Consider the following 15,175-nt stretch of genomic DNA (forward strand, 5'->3'; position numbering starts at 1 on the left):
CAGGACACGCCGCGGAGGCGGCGATGTGTTCACCGCCTCCGGTGTGGGCTGTTTCACCTACCCGGCGGCGAACCCGGCCCGCCGCAGAGCCGTGACCACAGCGAGGCCGAGGACCCGGTGTCCGGCGTCGTTGGGGTGCAGACCGTCCTCCAGGTGTTCCGGACCGAGCACGTCCCGCCCCGGGAGCACGGCCAGCCGTTCGTCCCCGGCGGCGATCCGGTCCCGCGCGGCGCGCTCCATCGCGTCGCGCAGCGCGCCGAGGGTGGCGCCCAGCCGGTTCGGGGTGCGTTCGGCGTCGGGCCGCAGGACGGGGGAGACGAGCAGCAGCGGGGTCCTGGGGTGGCCCTGGCGGACCAGTTCGAGGAACGCGCGCGTGGTCTCGTACAGCATCGGCGCCGAGAACGGCACCCTGGACCAGCAGTTGGTGCCGAAGGCGAGGGTCAGGACATCGGCGGAGAGGCCCGCGAGCTGCTCGGCGGTGGCCAGTTCACCGCGCGCGGCCCCCGCGTAGCCGAGGTTGACGGTGTCCCAGCCCAGCGCGCGGCCGGTGACCGCGGGCCAGCCGTGCGCGGGGCGGGTCGACCACCAGCCCTCGGTGATGGAGTCGCCGTGCACCACCCAGCGCGGGGCGGGCGGCGCCGGGGCGAGTTCGCCGCCGATCCCGCGCAGGCCGAGCACCAGCGGCGACTGGGCCTCGGGCGGGTGGATGGTGAAGGGGCCGTGCCCGCCGCCCAGTTCGATCCGTACGACGGACTCCGCGGCCGGTTCGGTGAACACCTCGGTCACCACCCCGTGCCGGTCCCAGAGGGAGAACAGGTGCGAGAGGTCGCGCAGCGAGTCGGTGGGTCCGGGCACCGTCGCCCGGTAGCGGATCTCGACCGCGGTCGCGGTGGCCGTGGTGAACTCCAGCCGTACCCCGATGGGCAGGGTGGCCCGCTCCCCGGTGTCCCAGGGCAGCCGCATGGTGTCCGCCGGATCGGCGCGCACCGGGCGCCCCTTGTCCAACCAGGCGACCCCGCGAAGGAACGGCTGCGGGTCCTGCCACTGCCCGCGGGTGCCGAAGGTGCTTTCGGTGCTGCCGGCGCTGTGCGCGTTCACTGTTCGCCTCCGATCGTCGGATACGGGAACTTCACACCGACCCCGCCGTCCACCACGAGCGTCTGGCCCGTCACGTACGAGGACAGCGGCGAGGCCAGGAAGTACAGGGCGGCCGCGATGTCCGAGGTCTCGGCCACCCGGCCCAGCGGGGCGTTCTCCGCGTTGCGCCGCCGCCCCTCGGCGCCCAGCAGGGCGGCGACCCGCGGGGTCCACACCACGCCCGGCGCCACCGCGTTCACCCGTACCCCGCGCGGGCCCAGTTCCACCGCCGCCGAGCGCACCAATGCCATCAGGCCGGCCTTGGCGGCGCCGTACGCGGCGTGCAGCGGGGCCGCCGTGAGGCCGGAGACGGAGGCGACGAAGACCAGCGGGCCGCCGCCGGCCGCCGCGACGGCCTCCCCGCCGTACTGCACGGCGAGCCAGGCGTGCCGCAGGACCAGGTCGAAGTGCCAGTCCCAGCCGGCGTCGTCCAGCTCGGGCAGCGCCGCGTACCGGGCCATGCCCACGATGTCGACCACCCCGCCCACCGGGCCGCCGAGCAGCTCCGTGGCCCGCTCGAACAGGGTTCGTACGGGCTCCCGGCGGGTCACGTCGCAGGCGTACGGGACGCCCCCGGTCTCGGCGGCGACGGCCGAGGCCCGCTCCCCGTCCACGTCCACGCACAGCACCCGGGCGCCGGCGGCGGCCAGGGCGTGGGCGCTCTGCCGGCCGATGCCGTTGCCGGCGCCGAGCAGGACCAGGCAGCGGCCGTCGAGGCGGTGCAGGGCGGCGTAGTCGGGCACGGGGGAGGAGTCGAGGGGGCCCGCCGCGCTCGCGCCGAGTGGCTCGGCCGAAGCCGCTTCGAGGGGCCCGGAGGCGCTCGCGCCCGGGGGCCCGGCCGCGCTCACGAGGAGGCCACGCGGGGCTCGTAGCGGGCCAGTTCCGGGATGACTTCCTTCCCCAGGATCTCCAGGGTGCGCAGGATCTCCCGGTGCTCCAGGTACCCCCACTGCACGTAGCAGATGAGCTGGTCCACCCCGAGGTCCGCGTACCGCTTGGCCTTGGCGACGATGGTCTCCGCGTCCCCGATCAGGATCATGTCCCCGTCGCTGAACTCCCGTACGGGAACCTCTCCTTCGAGGATCGGGTTCAGCAGCGGGAAGGCCCGTTCGCGCTCGTCGGGGGCCAGGTGCGGCAGCTCCCACTCCAGGGTGAAGCGGGCCAGGTTCGAGTACCACCAGGCCACCGAGTCCCACACCCGGGCGCCGGGCTCCGCGCGCGGGGCGGTCGCGTGGACGAGGGTGTAGGCGCTGACCCGGTTCGTGGTGACGTCGGTGAGCGGGCGGGGGTCGAGGGCGGCCGCCCGATAGGCCGCCACCTGCCGGGCCATCGCCTCCAGCGGCTGCATGATCGAGAAGGAGAGCAGTCCGAGCCCGGCCGCCCCCGCCACCTCGGCCGAGCCGGGGGAGGTGGCCGCCATCCAGGCGGGCGGGTGCGGGTCCTGCACGGGCTTCGGCGTGACCATGCGGCGAGGGAAGCGGAACCGCTCGGACTCGTAGGCGAAGTACTCCTCGCGCCACATCCCGGCCACGATCCCGATCGCCTCGCGCCAGTCGTCGCGCGAGCGCTCCCGGTCCACCCCGAAGGCGGCCTGCTCCATGGGGGTGGAGCGCCCGGTGCCCCAGTCCACCCGGCCGCCGGACAGCACGTCCACGGTGGCCACCTTCTCCGCGATGCGCTGCGGAGGGGTGAAGCCGAAGGGGGTCAGGGTCACCCCGAAGCCGAGCCGGATCCGCTCGGTCAGCCCGGCCAGGTGCCCGAGGAGGACCTCGGGGGCCGGGCAGTGGGAGCGGCCCTCGCGGAAGTGGTGCTCGACCGCCCACACGGTCCGGAACCCCATCCGGTCGGCGAGCCGGATCTGCTCGACGGCCTCCCGGTAGGCGCGCTGCTCGGCGGCCCGCTGGCCGTGCGGGTGGGACCCGGTCCAGGGTTTCGGTACGTCGATCTCGTAGAGCACGTCCAGATCCATGGCGGCACGCTGCGGCAGATCTGACGAAGTGTCAAGAAACGGGGTTCGGGTGCTTTGCGCAGTGATCGATCGTCCGCGCGCAACAAAGGACCATTCCGGACGGATCCGCGCAACGATCGTTCGCCAATGTGCAAGGAAGGTGCATTACGGGCGGTATCGCTCAGCTCGTAGGCTCACCCCCTGTACGTGGAGTGGCGCGACCGCCTGCTCGGCGGTCCGCATGCCCAGGCAGAGTTCTGCCTGATCCTTGCTCCGGAACCGCTGCGGTCGACGCCAGACAGTCCCCATCCGCAGTGAGAAGGAGTTCCCGAGTGCTCGACACCGGCCAGGCGCCCCCCGCCACGACCGAGCCCCGCAGGACCGCGAACCCGCTGATGCGGCGCAAGCCGGTCGAGCGGCTCGTCTCCGAGGGCGGACAGGGCGAAGGCGGCACGCTGCGCCGTTCGCTCACCATGTGGCAGCTGACCATGATCAGCATCGGTGCCACCCTGGGCACCGGCATCTTCGTCGTCCTCGGCACCGCCGCCCCCAAGGCCGGCCCCGCCGTGACGATCTCCTTCATCCTCGCGGGCCTCGCCGCCCTGTTCTCCGCCCTCTCCTACGCGGAGCTGGCCGGATCGGTGCCGGTCTCCGGCTCCTCGTACTCGTATGCCTACGCCACCATGGGCGAGCTCATCGCCTGGATCTGCGGCTGGTGCCTGGTCCTGGAGTACGCCGTCTCCGTCGCGGCCGTCGCCGTCGGCTGGGGCCAGTACCTCAACGAGTTCCTCGACGGGACCATAGGCGTCACCATCCCCGAATCGGTCTCCGCGCCGCTCGGTGAGGGCGGGTTCATCAACCTGCCGGCGCTGGTCGTCGTCCTGCTCTCCATGGTCTTCCTGATGCGCGGCGCCAAGGAGAGCGCCACGGTCAACTCGATCATGGTCGCCGTCAAGATCGTCACCCTGCTGCTCTTCATCGGCATCGGCGTCATGGGCATCAAGGCCGGCAACTACACCCCGCTCGCCCCGCTGGGCATGACCGGCATCGCCGCCGGCGCGTCCACCCTCTTCTTCTCCTACATCGGCTTCGACGCCGCCTCCACCGCCGGTGAAGAGGCCAAGAACCCGAAGAAGGACCTGCCGCGCGCGATCATGCTGTCGCTGGCCATCGTCACCGTCCTCTACGTCCTCGTCGCCTTCGTCGCCGTCGGCGCCATGCCGTGGCAGGACTTCGAGGGCACCGAGGCCGCGCTCGCCCAGATCATGACCGACGTCACCGGCACCAGCGTCTGGGGCGTCGTCCTCGCCGCCGGCGCCATCGTCGCGATCTTCTCCGTCGTCTTCGCCGTCCTCTACGGCCAGACCCGCATCCTCTTCGCGATGTCCCGCGACGGCCTGGTCCCCAAGGTCTTCGCCAAGGTCGACGAGAAGACCGGCGCCCCCCGCGCCAACGTGGTGATCGTCTCCCTGTTCTGCGGCGTCCTCGCGGCCTTCATCCCGCTGGGCAAGCTCGCCGACGCCACCAGCATCGGCACCCTCTTCGCCTTCGGCCTGGTCAACGTCGCCGTGATCATCCTGCGCCGCACCAAGCCCGACATGCCGCGCACCTTCAAGGTGGCGCTCTTCCCCGTCACCCCGATCCTGGGCTTCGTCTTCTGCGGCTGGATGATGTTCGAACTCGATACCGCCACCTGGATGGTCTTCGGTGGCTGGATGATCGTGGGCCTCGTGTTCTACTTCCTGTACGGCATCCGCCGCTCCCGCCTCGCCACGGAAGAAGTGGCCACAGCAGAGAAGTGATCCACCCGCAGTGCGACTGAACGATCTCGACGAACGCATCGTGCACGCCCTCGCCGAGGACGCCCGACGCTCCTACGCGGACATCGGCTCCGAGGTCGGCCTCTCCGCCCCCGCCGTGAAGCGGCGCGTGGACCGGCTGCGCGCGGAGGGAGCCATCACCGGCTTCACCGTCCGCGTCGACCCGGCCGCCATGGGCTGGGAGACCGAGGGCTTCATCGAGATCTACTGCCGCCACAACACCTCGCCGGACGACATCCGGCGGGGTCTGGAGCGGTACCCCGAGGTGGTGTCCGCGTCGACCGTCACCGGCGACGCGGACGCCCTCGTCCAGATCTTCGCCTCCGACATGAGGCATTTCGAGCGCGTACTGGAGCGCATCGCGGGCGAGCCGTTCGTGGAGCGGACGAAGTCGGTCCTGGTCCTCTCCCCGCTCCTGCGCCGCTTCACCTCGGGCGCCCCGGCGTAACGCTCCGTACGGCGCACCGGGGCGGTCGGAATGCCGACGCGATGCCCCCGTGCCACGCTGGGACGGGGGATCATGCGCCGGTCCGGCAAGGTCGACCGGCCGGACGGGCCCGTCGCCCGAGGAGGCCTCCATGGCCAGTGACACCACCCGCTCCAATACGGCCGGGACCGACCCGTGGCGAGCCCCGGTCTCCGGTAGCACCGCCTTCGCCGCAGCACTGATGATCTTCGGCGGCGCGATGGCGGCCTTCGAGGGCATCGCGGCCATCGCCAAGGACGACATCTTCCTCAGGACCCGCCACTACGTCTTCGAGTTCAGCCTCACCGGCTGGGGCTGGGTCCACCTCATCGTGGGGATCCTCATCGTCATCGCCGGCTGTGCCGTGCTCAGCGGAGCCCTGTGGGCGCGGTACTTCGGCGTGGTCGTCGCCGGGCTCGGCGCGCTCGCCAACTTCCTCTCGATCCCGTACTACCCCTTCTGGGCGATGACGCTGGTCGCCGTCAACATCTTCATCATCTGGGCCCTGCTCCACGGCGCGCACCGCGAGGCCGACACGGCCTGACCGGCCTGAACCGACAGCCGCCCCGGCCCGGAGGAGAAGAGCTAGACCCGCCGGCCCGCCCGCGCCCGGGAGTTCCGGGCCCGGGCGAGCCGGTCGTGCCGTTCCTCCTCCGTCAGGCCGCCCCAGACCCCGTACGGCTCCCGCGTGCGCAGGGCGTGATCGAGGCAGGCGGCCCGCACCGGGCACCCGGAGCAGACCCGCTTGGCGGCGGCGTCCCGCTCCTCCCGGTCCTCACCCCGCTCCCCGGCGGGATGGTAGAAGCGGCCGGGCCCCAGATCCCGGCAGGCGGCGCGCAGCTGCCACTGCCAGTGATGGTGCGCGGAGCCGGGCAGGCGTGAGACGTCGGTCATGGCCGTTCCCTTCCGTGGGTGTGCCCCGCGTCTGACCGCGCAGCGCCCCGCGAAACCCCGCCGTGGCCGACGGATCCCGGATCAGGCCTCCTTGGCGGGCGTGCGCAGCCCCACGAAGTCCGGCCGTCGCCGCACCGTGAACCCCATCGACTCGTACAGCCGCACCGCCCCGGTGTTCTCCGCCGCCGCGTGCAGGAACGGGACGTCCCCGCGCTCGCGCACCGCCCCGGCGACCGCCCGGATCAGCCGGGCCGCCAGGCCCCGGCCCCGGAACTCCGGGTGCGTGCACACCGCGCTGATCTCCGACCAGCCCGTCGGCCGCATCCGCTCCCCGGCCATCGCCACGAGCCGCCCCTCGTGCCGGATCCCCAGGTACGTGCCCAGCTCGACGGTCCGGTCCATGAACGGGCCCGGCCGGGTCAGCTGCACCAGCTCCAGCATCTCCGGCACGTCACCGTGCCCCAGCGGGACCGCCTCGGGCGCGGCCTCGGCCCGTACCGCCCGGCCGTCCATCTGCACGCCGGGAATGGTCATCACGGTCTCCCAGCCCGGCGGCGGGGTCAGCAGCCCGGTCACCCAGACCCCCTCGTCCGGCCCGGCCAGCGCCGCCAGATCCGCCCACGCGCGGGGGTCCGCCGGGTCGGCCAGGGCCGCGAACGGGCTCGCGTCCCGCGCGTACCGGGCGGCCAGACCCGCGGGGCCCTGCTCGGCGAAGGCGCGGTGCGGTCCGGTCAGCGCGGACCAGACCGGATTGTCGAGCACCTCGTCGGCGGGTACGGAGCCGGTCTGCGAGGACATGCGTACGGGGTTCCTTCCGTGGAGGGCGGGGAACCGGCCGCGACCGCCTTCTTGACGGCCCCGGGCGCCGCCACGAGACTGCGGGAGACGGCCACATGAAACGTGCCCGACGCGGGAAGCCTAACCACCGCGAGCAGGCCCGCCGAAGAGGCGACGAGCACGGGACGGGGGCGGGACCGGTGGACACGGGCAGAACGGCGTACGCGGAGGCCCAGACCCTCCGCCGCTGGTGGCTCACCCGGCGCCTCCACATCGACCTCCTGCGGGTCTGCAGCGCCTTCGGCCGCTGACCCCGCAGGGGCGGCCCCGACCGGCACCCCCCTGAAGACGACCGGGCGCGCACCGCGCGACCCGGCAGCCCGCCGTGCCCTCTTCCGCCCAGGGAGCGTCATGTCCTCCATCGCCGTGCCCGCAGTCCCCGCCGCACCTGCCGTGTCCGCCGTGTCCACCGTGCCCGCAGCGTCGACCGTGACCGCCGTGACCGCCGTCGCCACCCTGCCCACCGAGCCCGATGCCGCCGCCGAACTCGCGCTGTCCGTCGTGCCCACGGGGTTGCCCCGCACCGAGTTGCGCGGCCGCATCGGGGTCGGCTTCTCGCCCGTCCCGCACCGCTACCACCTCTTCCTCGGCCCCGACTGTCCCCACTCCCTGCGAGTGGCCGCCGCCCTGGCCGCGCTCGGGTTGGAGGGATCGGTCGCCGCCACCGTCCTCCCCGCGTACCCCGGGCACTGCGCGGAAGCGCACACCGCGCACACCGCGCACACCGCCCTGCGCCTGGCCTACGAGGCCACCGGCCACCACTTCGACGGCACGCTGACCGTCCCCGCCCTCGTCGACGGCTGGAGCGGCCGCGTCGTCTCCAACCACACCCCCGGAATCCTCGACGACCTGCGGTTCCTCGGGGCCCACCCGGCCTTCCGGACGGCCCCGTAGGGCAGGCACAAGGGGGTCGCGAGGCGGTCGAGACGAGGTCGAAACGAGGTCGAGAGGGGCGCGCGCCGGGGCTGCGCAACGAATCGCCGCCCACCCGGCGGAACGCGCAACGAATCGATGCTCCGAGCGCAACGGTCACGGCTTGTCCGGGCCGAACGTCCGAACGTACCGTTTTACGACCCCCACCCCTCCTGCCACAGAGGATATCCATGGCCCCGCTGCGCACCGCCCTCCTCCAGAGCTCCGGACGGCTCGGCGACACCGCCGAGAACCTGAAGGCGCTCGACGAGGCCGCGGCGCGCGCCGCACAGAGCGGGGCCGGGCTCCTCGTGACCTCGGAGATGTTCCTCACCGGCTACGCCCTGGACCCCCAGGACATCGCCGACCGCGCCGAACCGGCCGACGGCGAGTCCGCCCACGCCATCGGCGGCATCGCCCGCCGCCACGGGATCGCCGTCCTGTACGGCTACCCCGAGCGCTCGGGCGACGCCGTGTACAACTCGGCGCAGCTCATCGGCCCCGACGGCGCCCCGCTCGCGAACTACCGCAAGACGCACCTCTTCGGCTGCTTCGAGCAGGAAGCCTTCACCCCCGGCGACACCCCCGTCGTCCAGGCCGACCTCGGCGGCCTCCGCATCGGCATCATGATCTGCTACGACGTGGAGTTCCCCGAGAACGTCCGGGCCCACGCGCTCGCCGGCACCGACCTCCTCCTGGTGCCGACCGCGCAGATGCACCCGTTCCAGTTCGTCGCCGAACAGCTCGTGCCCGTACGGGCCTTCGAGAACCAGATGTACATCGCGTACGTCAACCGCACCGGTCCGGAAGGCGAGTTCGAGTTCGTCGGACTCAGCTGCCTGGCGAGCCCCGACGGGGTCACCCGCACCCGGGCCGGTCGCGGCGAGGAGCTGGTGTTCGGCGAGGCCGATCCCGAGCTGCTCAGCGCCTCGCGCACGACCAACCCCTACCTGCGCGACCGGCGCCCCGGGCTCTACGCCTCCCTCGTCTGAGCCGGACAGCCCCGCCCGCACCGCCCTCCCCCCTGCCCCACCCCCGCAAGGAGTCGTACCCCATGACGTCCACGGTGCCCACCACCGCCGTCCCGCACGGCGACGGACAGCCGCCGATCACCATGTTCGGCCCGGACTTCCCCTACGCGTACGACGACTTCCTGGCACACCCGGCGGGGCTGGGCCAGATACCGGCGACCGAGTTCGGCACCGAGGTCGCCGTCATCGGCGGTGGACTGTCCGGCATCATCTCGGCCTACGAGCTGATGAAGATGGGCCTCAAGCCCGTCGTCTACGAGGCCGACCAGATCGGCGGCCGGCTGCGCACCGTCGGCTTCGAGGGCGCCGAGACCGAGGGCCTCACCGCGGAGATGGGCGCCATGCGCTTCCCGCCCTCCTCCACCGCCCTCCAGCACTACATCGACCTCGTCGGCCTGGTCACCGAGCCCTTCCCGAACCCGCTCGCCGAGGCCACCCCCTCGACGGTCGTGGACCTCAAGGGCGAGACGCACTACGCCGAGACCATCGCCGACCTCCCGCAGATCTACCGCGACGTCGCCGACGCGTGGAACGCCTGCCTCGACGAGGGCGCCGACTTCTCCGACATGAACACCGCGATGCGCGAGCGGGACGTCCCGCGCATCCGCGAGATCTGGGCCAAGCTCGTCGAGAAGCTCGACGACGAGACCTTCTACGGCTTCCTGTGCAAGTCGGAGGCCTTCAAGTCCTTCCGCAAGCGCGAGATCTTCGGCCAGGTCGGCTTCGGCACCGGCGGCTGGGACACCGACTTCCCGAACTCCATCCTGGAGATCCTGCGCGTCGTCTACACCGAGGCCGACGACCACCACCGCGGCATCGTGGGCGGTTCGCAGCAGCTGCCGCTGCGCCTGTGGGAGCGCGAGCCCGAGAAGATCGTCCACTGGGCCCAGGGCACCTCGCTGTCCACCCTGCACGAGGGCACCCCGCGCCCGGCCGTCACCCGCCTGCACCGCACGGCCGGCAACCGCATCACGGTCACCGACTCCTCGGGCGACATCCGCACCTACCGCGCCGCGATCTTCACCGCGCAGTCCTGGATGCTCCTGTCCAAGATCGCGTGCGACGACACGCTCTTCCCGATCGACCACTGGACGGCGATCGAGCGCACCCACTACATGGAGTCGTCCAAGCTGTTCGTCCCCGTCGACCGGCCGTTCTGGCTGGACAAGGACGAGGAGACCGGCCGCGACGTCATGTCGATGACGCTGACCGACCGCATGACCCGCGGCACGTACCTGCTGGACAACGGCCCGGACAAGCCCGCCGTCATCTGCCTCTCGTACACCTGGTGCGACGACAGCCTGAAGTGGCTGCCGCTGTCCGCGAACGAGCGGATGGAGGTCATGCTGAAGTCCCTCGGCGAGATCTACCCCAAGGTCGACATCCGCCGCCACATCATCGGCAACCCGGTCACCGTCTCCTGGGAGGACGAGCCCTACTTCATGGGCGCGTTCAAGGCCAACCTGCCGGGCCACTACCGCTACCAGCGGCGCCTGTTCACCCACTTCATGCAGGACCGCCTCCCCGAGGACAAGCGCGGCATCTTCCTCGCGGGCGACGACATCTCCTGGACGGCCGGCTGGGCCGAGGGCGCCGTCCAGACCGCCCTCAACGCGGTCTGGGGCGTCATGCACCACCTCGGCGGCTCCACGGACGCCGGCAACCCGGGCCCGGGCGACGTCTACGACGAGATCGCCCCGGTCGAACTCCCGGAGGACTGACCTCCCCCGGTCGTCACACGGGCCCGCACCCGGGACCCCCGTGCCCACGGGCTGCCCCCGCGCCACGAGCGCGGCGGCGGCCCGTTCTCATGCCCGTCGCCGGGCCCGCGGATCAGGCATCCAGAGCCCGCTTCCAGATCAGGCGCAGGTGCTCCCGGTGGGCGGCGTACGCCTCGCCGAGCGGGCTCCCGGGCAGCCACTCGTAACGCCTGCATCCCAGGCCCAGACCGCAGCCCGCGCAGAGCGTGTGGATCCCGTAGCCGGCGTGTTCCCATTCGACCGTTCCCCGGTCCGCCCGGCACACCGGGCACACGCCGTCCCTGCCCTGGTGACCATCGTGGCTCAGCCGCCCGCGCATCACCCCGGGCATCACGTCGACGAGCCGTCCCCCGGGATGGAATTCCGGGTCGGGCCAGTACAGGAACCACGACGGCGGCGGCGGGTCCGGCCTGCGCCGCCCCGCCCGCTTCTGCGCCCGCCGCCCGACCTGCCACGCGGCGAGCGAGTCCAGCCACAGCTGCCGCGCCTCGTGCAGCTCCTCCACCGCTCGCACCAGCGACGCGGGGTCCTGCCCCAGGTCGCGCGGGATTCCCGCGCTTCGGCACAGGTGGTGGTAGGTCGCGTAGAAGCCGTAAGGGGCGAACTCCGTCAGGCAGGTGCGCAGCGCCGACAACCGCCGGTACGGCGGGAGCGCGGTGTCGTGCACCCGTCGGCGGTGCGTGGCGAAACTGGTCACCGCGTCAGGCTAGAGGCGCGAAGGACCAGCTCGCACGGGGTTTCAGGCCCGTCGGCGTCAGCAGGCACCGACCCACCAGGCCGACGCCCGAGTCGAGGGACTCGGTGAACTCCTCCGCCAGCTCGGGGGAGCGGCGCAGCGTCCACAGCAGGCGGGCCGCCGCCCAGGCGCCCGAGCGGGCGCGCTCCAGGCTCCACGAGCCGAGTAAGTGCGTCAGCGGGTCGGCGATCTCCAGCAGGTCCGGACCGGGCATCAGGTCCTCGCGGATACGCTCCTCCAGGGCGACCAGGGTGTCGCCGACCCGGTCGAAGTCCGCCTCCAGGGCCCGTGGTTCGCAGTCCAGGGCACGGCAGGTGGCCACCACCGCCAGCGCCAGGTCGTGGCCGATGTGCGCGTTGATCCCGGCCAGCGCGTGCTGGAGCGGACGCACCCCCGGGTGGCGGCGGTACTGGAGCAGCGGCCGCCAGCAGGCCGGCGGCCGGTCCGCCTCCACCGCGGCCAGGTAACGCTCCGCGAAGCGCGCGCTCAGCACGGCTGCCCTGCGGGGTGCGGGGAAACCCCCGTGGGAGATCCGCTCGTACAGGGTCTCCGTCACGGTCAGGTACACCCGGTTGAAGACGGCGACACCGTCCTGCGCGGGGAGCCGCTCGTCCAGGGCGCGCATCCGCGCCAGCACCGCTTCCATGTCAGGCAGCGTCCCAGCCGTCGCCTCGGATCCGGGGAACTTGGCCGTGTGCTTCCCCGGTTCGGGCGAAGCGGCGTCAACCCCGCTTGTCGTCGCCGGCCGGGCCCTCGCCCGTCGCGTCCTGGTCGTACGTCGAGGTGCCCTCGTCGAGCAGGGGTTCCTCGACCTTTATGTGGGCGGGGGCGAAGTACCGCAGCGTGTGGTAGCCCGTGATCACCACGATGGTGCCCAGCGCGATGCCGCCGAGTTCGAAGCTGTCGGTGATCTGCAGCTTGACCCCGCCGATGCCGATGATGATGCCCGCCGCGGCCGGCACCAGGTTCAGCGGATTGCGCAGGTCCACCCGGCCGTTGATCCAGATCTGCGCGCCGAGCAGGCCGATCATGCCGTACAGGATGACGGTGATGCCGCCGAGGACACCGCCCGGGATCGCGGCCACGATCGCCCCGAACTTGGGGCACAGCCCGAAGAGCAGGGCGAAGAAGGCCGCCGCCCAGTACGCCGCCGTGGAGTAGACCCGGGTGGCCGCCATCACGCCGATGTTCTCGGAGTACGTGGTGTTCGGCGGGCCGCCGACCCCCGTGGACAGCATCGACGCCGCGCCGTCGGCCGCGATGGCGGTGCCGAGCTTGTCGTCGAGCCGGTCGCCGGTCATCTCGGCGACGGCCTTGATGTGCCCGGCGTTCTCGGCGATCAGCGCGATCACCACGGGCAGCGCGATCAGGATCGCCGACCACTCGAAGGCCGGGGCGTGGAAGGACGGCAGCCCGATCCAGTCGGCCTTCCCGACCCCGGAGAGGTCCAGACGCCAGTGGTCCACGGCCTCCGCACCGCCCGTCGTGGAGTGGATCATGCCGAAGATCCGGTCGAGGACCCAGGAGAGCGCATAGCCGAAGAGCAGTCCGAGGAAGATCGCGATGCGCGACCAGAAGCCGCGCAGGCACACCACCGCGAGCCCGGTGACCAGCATGGTCAGTAGCGCCGTCCACTGGTCCTGCGGCCAGTACGTCGAGGCCGTCACGGGCGCCAGGTTGAAGCCGATCAGCATCACGACCGCACCCGTCACCACCGGCGGCATCGTGGCGTGGATGATGCGGGCGCCGAAACGGTGCACGGCCAGACCGGCCAGGAACAGCGCCGCGCCGACGACGAAGACGGCTCCCGTGACCACCGCGCTGTCCCCGCCGCCCGCCCGGATCGCCGCCGCCACGCCCACGAACGACAGCGAGCAGCCCAGGTAGGAGGGGACCCGGCCGCGGGTCGCGAGGAGGAAGATCATCGTCGCGATGCCGGACATCATGATGGCCAGGTTCGGATCCAGCCCCATCAGGACCGGGGCGACGAAGCTCGCGCCGAACATCGCCACGACGTGCTGGGCGCCGAGCCCGGCGGTCCGCGGCCACGACAGCCGCTCGTCCGGCCGCACCACCGCGCCGGGGGCGGGCGTCCGCCCGTCGCCGTGCAGGGTCCAGCGCACGCCGAGGCCCATGTTCCACTCCACTTCTCCGGCCGGCCGGAGATCGCGCCCGGCGCCGGTCACACGTCGAGGCCGCAGCGCGGGGGATGCCGCTGCGGCCGGTCGATCGATATATTACGGCTGTATATCGATATGTTACGGCTGTATACGGGCTGGTTCGTCCAGATTGGGCCCGGAGGCCTTCTCGGCGGGTGTGGCCACAGACTGCCCCACGCGCGGCCCCTGGCGCAGTACCGCGGCCCCGGCGGTCAGCGCGAAGGCCAGCAGGGTGACCAGCCCGAAGGACCACACCAGCGAGGTCGCGTCGGCCACCGCGCCGATCGCCGACGGCGCGATCAGGCCCGAGGTGTACGTGATCGTCGCGACGCCCGCGATGGCCTGCGCGGGGGCGGGCCCGCTGCGCCCCGCGGCCGCGAAGGCGAGCGGGACCACCACCGCGATGCCGAGCCCGATCATCCCGAAACCGGCCAGGGCCGCGGCGGGGTGCTCGGCGAGGACCACCAGCAGCCCGCCCGCGGTGGCCACGACACCACCCGCGCGGACCGTGCGCACCGGCCCGAACCGGTCGACCACCCGGTCCCCGACGAGCCGGGCCACGGCCATCGTGAGCGCGAAGGCCGTGGTGGAGGCCGCCGCGAGCCCGGCGTCCGTGTTCAGGGTGTCCTGCAGGTACACGGCCGACCAGTCCAGGCTCGCCCCCTCCGCGAACACCGCGCAGAAGCCGATGGCGCCGATGAGCGGCGCGGACTTCGGAGGCAGCGCGAAATGCGGCGGCGCGTCGCCGTCCGGTTCGGCCCTCAGGTCCAGCACGCCCCGTACGGCGACCAGCCCGCCTGCCGTGAGGGCGAGCGCCGCTGTCAGGTGGTGCAGCCGCGCGTCGGCGCCGGAGTGCGCGGCGACCGTACCGGCGGCGGAACCGATCAGAGCGCCCACGCTCCACATCCCGTGCAGCGAGGACATGATCGAGCGGCCCAGCCGGTTCTCGGTCTCCACCCCCAGCGCGTTCATCGCCACGTCCGACATCCCGGCCGCGACCCCGTAGAAGAAGAGCGCGAGGCACAACGTCACCAGGTTCGGGGCGAGGCTCGGCAGGATGAGCGCGAGGGTCCACATCGCCAGCAGCCCGCGCAGCGCGGAACGGGCGCCGAACCGGTGGTTGACCCGCCCGGCCAGGGGCATCGCCAGCGCCGCGCCGACCGCCGGGAAGGCCAGGGCCAGCCCCAGGGTGCCGGCGCTCAGCTGGGCGTGCTCCTGGATCCAGGGGATGCGGGTGGCGAAGGAGCCGGTGACTGCGCCGTGCGTGCAGAAGACGGCGGCGATCGCGAAGCGGGCATGGCGCAGGCGCGCCGGGCTGAGGTCTGGTTCCCCGGTCATGGTCGGTAAACTATCAGGAACCCTGCCTGATAGATAACTCCTTCGATTGCCTAGGATGGGGCGGTGACTTCAGCCGTGCCTTCTGCTGCGACTTCTGCCGTGCCTTCTGCTGGGACTTCTGCTGGGAGTTCTGCTGG

Annotated in this window: 15 protein-coding genes; 6 read left to right on the top strand and 9 right to left on the bottom strand. The window is 72.3% G+C overall.

Going from position 1 to position 15,175, the window contains the following annotated elements; all coding sequences use genetic code 11:
* Nucleotides 1-57: 57 nt before the first annotated feature.
* The 3 genes from ACIQ5Y_RS07855 to ACIQ5Y_RS07865 are packed head-to-tail and all read right to left on the bottom strand — an operon-like array spanning nt 58 to nt 3,106.
* Entirely contained in the window at nt 58-1,098 is a 1,041-nt protein-coding gene (locus ACIQ5Y_RS07855; protein WP_403876310.1) for a GDSL-type esterase/lipase family protein, read from the bottom strand.
* Nucleotides 1,095-1,985 (bottom strand): SDR family NAD(P)-dependent oxidoreductase, encoded by an 891-nt coding sequence (locus tag ACIQ5Y_RS07860; protein ID WP_403876313.1) that lies wholly within the window; start codon nt 1,983-1,985, stop codon nt 1,095-1,097. Before ACIQ5Y_RS07860 ends, ACIQ5Y_RS07855 begins: the two co-directional genes overlap by 4 nt.
* Complete coding sequence (locus ACIQ5Y_RS07865) at nt 1,982-3,106, bottom strand: LLM class flavin-dependent oxidoreductase (protein WP_403876316.1); 1,125 nt, start codon at nt 3,104-3,106, stop codon at nt 1,982-1,984. The genes ACIQ5Y_RS07860 and ACIQ5Y_RS07865 overlap by 4 nt, the downstream gene beginning before the upstream one ends.
* A gap of 311 nt (nt 3,107-3,417) precedes the next feature.
* Between ACIQ5Y_RS07865 and ACIQ5Y_RS07870 the strand changes: the two genes are divergently transcribed.
* The 3 genes from ACIQ5Y_RS07870 to ACIQ5Y_RS07880 all read left to right on the top strand — a co-directional run bounded on the left by ACIQ5Y_RS07870 (nt 3,418) and on the right by ACIQ5Y_RS07880 (nt 5,915).
* Nucleotides 3,418-4,887: an amino acid permease gene (locus tag ACIQ5Y_RS07870; RefSeq protein ID WP_403876319.1), complete on the top strand. Its 1,470-nt coding sequence runs from the start codon at nt 3,418-3,420 to the stop codon at nt 4,885-4,887.
* A 10-nt stretch (nt 4,888-4,897) separates the two neighbouring features.
* Nucleotides 4,898-5,353, top strand: coding sequence for an Lrp/AsnC family transcriptional regulator (locus ACIQ5Y_RS07875; RefSeq protein WP_030027017.1), 456 nt, complete (start codon nt 4,898-4,900; stop codon nt 5,351-5,353).
* A gap of 130 nt (nt 5,354-5,483) precedes the next feature.
* Nucleotides 5,484-5,915 (top strand): hypothetical protein, encoded by a 432-nt coding sequence (locus tag ACIQ5Y_RS07880; protein WP_403876322.1) that lies wholly within the window; start codon nt 5,484-5,486, stop codon nt 5,913-5,915.
* A gap of 41 nt (nt 5,916-5,956) precedes the next feature.
* On the opposite strand, the gene ACIQ5Y_RS07885 is transcribed toward ACIQ5Y_RS07880, so the two are convergent.
* Nucleotides 5,957-6,265, bottom strand: coding sequence for a WhiB family transcriptional regulator (locus tag ACIQ5Y_RS07885; RefSeq protein WP_403876325.1), 309 nt, complete (start codon nt 6,263-6,265; stop codon nt 5,957-5,959).
* Between the two features lie 81 nt (nt 6,266-6,346).
* Nucleotides 6,347-7,063 (bottom strand): GNAT family N-acetyltransferase, encoded by a 717-nt coding sequence (locus ACIQ5Y_RS07890; protein WP_403876327.1) that lies wholly within the window; start codon nt 7,061-7,063, stop codon nt 6,347-6,349.
* A 390-nt stretch (nt 7,064-7,453) separates the two neighbouring features.
* On the opposite strand from ACIQ5Y_RS07890, the gene ACIQ5Y_RS07895 reads away from it, so the two are divergent.
* The 3 genes from ACIQ5Y_RS07895 (at nt 7,454) to ACIQ5Y_RS07905 (ending at nt 10,766) form a co-directional block, all read left to right on the top strand.
* On the top strand, nt 7,454-7,996 hold the full coding sequence (locus ACIQ5Y_RS07895; protein ID WP_403876329.1) for a hypothetical protein: 543 nt from the start codon (nt 7,454-7,456) through the stop codon (nt 7,994-7,996).
* A gap of 209 nt (nt 7,997-8,205) precedes the next feature.
* A complete protein-coding gene (locus tag ACIQ5Y_RS07900; protein WP_384589267.1) occupies nt 8,206-9,006 on the top strand; it encodes a carbon-nitrogen hydrolase family protein in 801 nt (266 codons plus the stop codon).
* 62 nt (nt 9,007-9,068) lie between these two features.
* Nucleotides 9,069-10,766, top strand: coding sequence for a flavin monoamine oxidase family protein (locus ACIQ5Y_RS07905; protein ID WP_403876332.1), 1,698 nt, complete (start codon nt 9,069-9,071; stop codon nt 10,764-10,766).
* A 112-nt stretch (nt 10,767-10,878) separates the two neighbouring features.
* Here the strand turns inward: ACIQ5Y_RS07905 and ACIQ5Y_RS07910 are convergent, their stop codons facing one another.
* The 4 genes from ACIQ5Y_RS07910 to ACIQ5Y_RS07925 form a co-directional block, all read right to left on the bottom strand.
* Nucleotides 10,879-11,502 (bottom strand): hypothetical protein, encoded by a 624-nt coding sequence (locus ACIQ5Y_RS07910; protein WP_403876335.1) that lies wholly within the window; start codon nt 11,500-11,502, stop codon nt 10,879-10,881.
* 4 nt (nt 11,503-11,506) lie between these two features.
* The gene (locus ACIQ5Y_RS07915; RefSeq protein WP_403876338.1) at nt 11,507-12,187 is read right to left on the bottom strand and encodes a DUF5995 family protein; all 681 of its coding nucleotides are present in this window, start codon (nt 12,185-12,187) and stop codon (nt 11,507-11,509) included.
* Between the two features lie 76 nt (nt 12,188-12,263).
* The gene (locus tag ACIQ5Y_RS07920) at nt 12,264-13,676 is read right to left on the bottom strand and encodes a uracil-xanthine permease family protein (protein WP_403876341.1); all 1,413 of its coding nucleotides are present in this window, start codon (nt 13,674-13,676) and stop codon (nt 12,264-12,266) included.
* A 123-nt stretch (nt 13,677-13,799) separates the two neighbouring features.
* The gene (locus ACIQ5Y_RS07925) at nt 13,800-15,038 is read right to left on the bottom strand and encodes an MFS transporter (RefSeq protein ID WP_403876343.1); all 1,239 of its coding nucleotides are present in this window, start codon (nt 15,036-15,038) and stop codon (nt 13,800-13,802) included.
* Nucleotides 15,039-15,175: the final 137 nt, after the last annotated feature.

The organism is Streptomyces sp. NPDC096339, assembly GCF_044762985.1.
Taxonomy (GTDB): domain Bacteria; phylum Actinomycetota; class Actinomycetes; order Streptomycetales; family Streptomycetaceae; genus Streptomyces.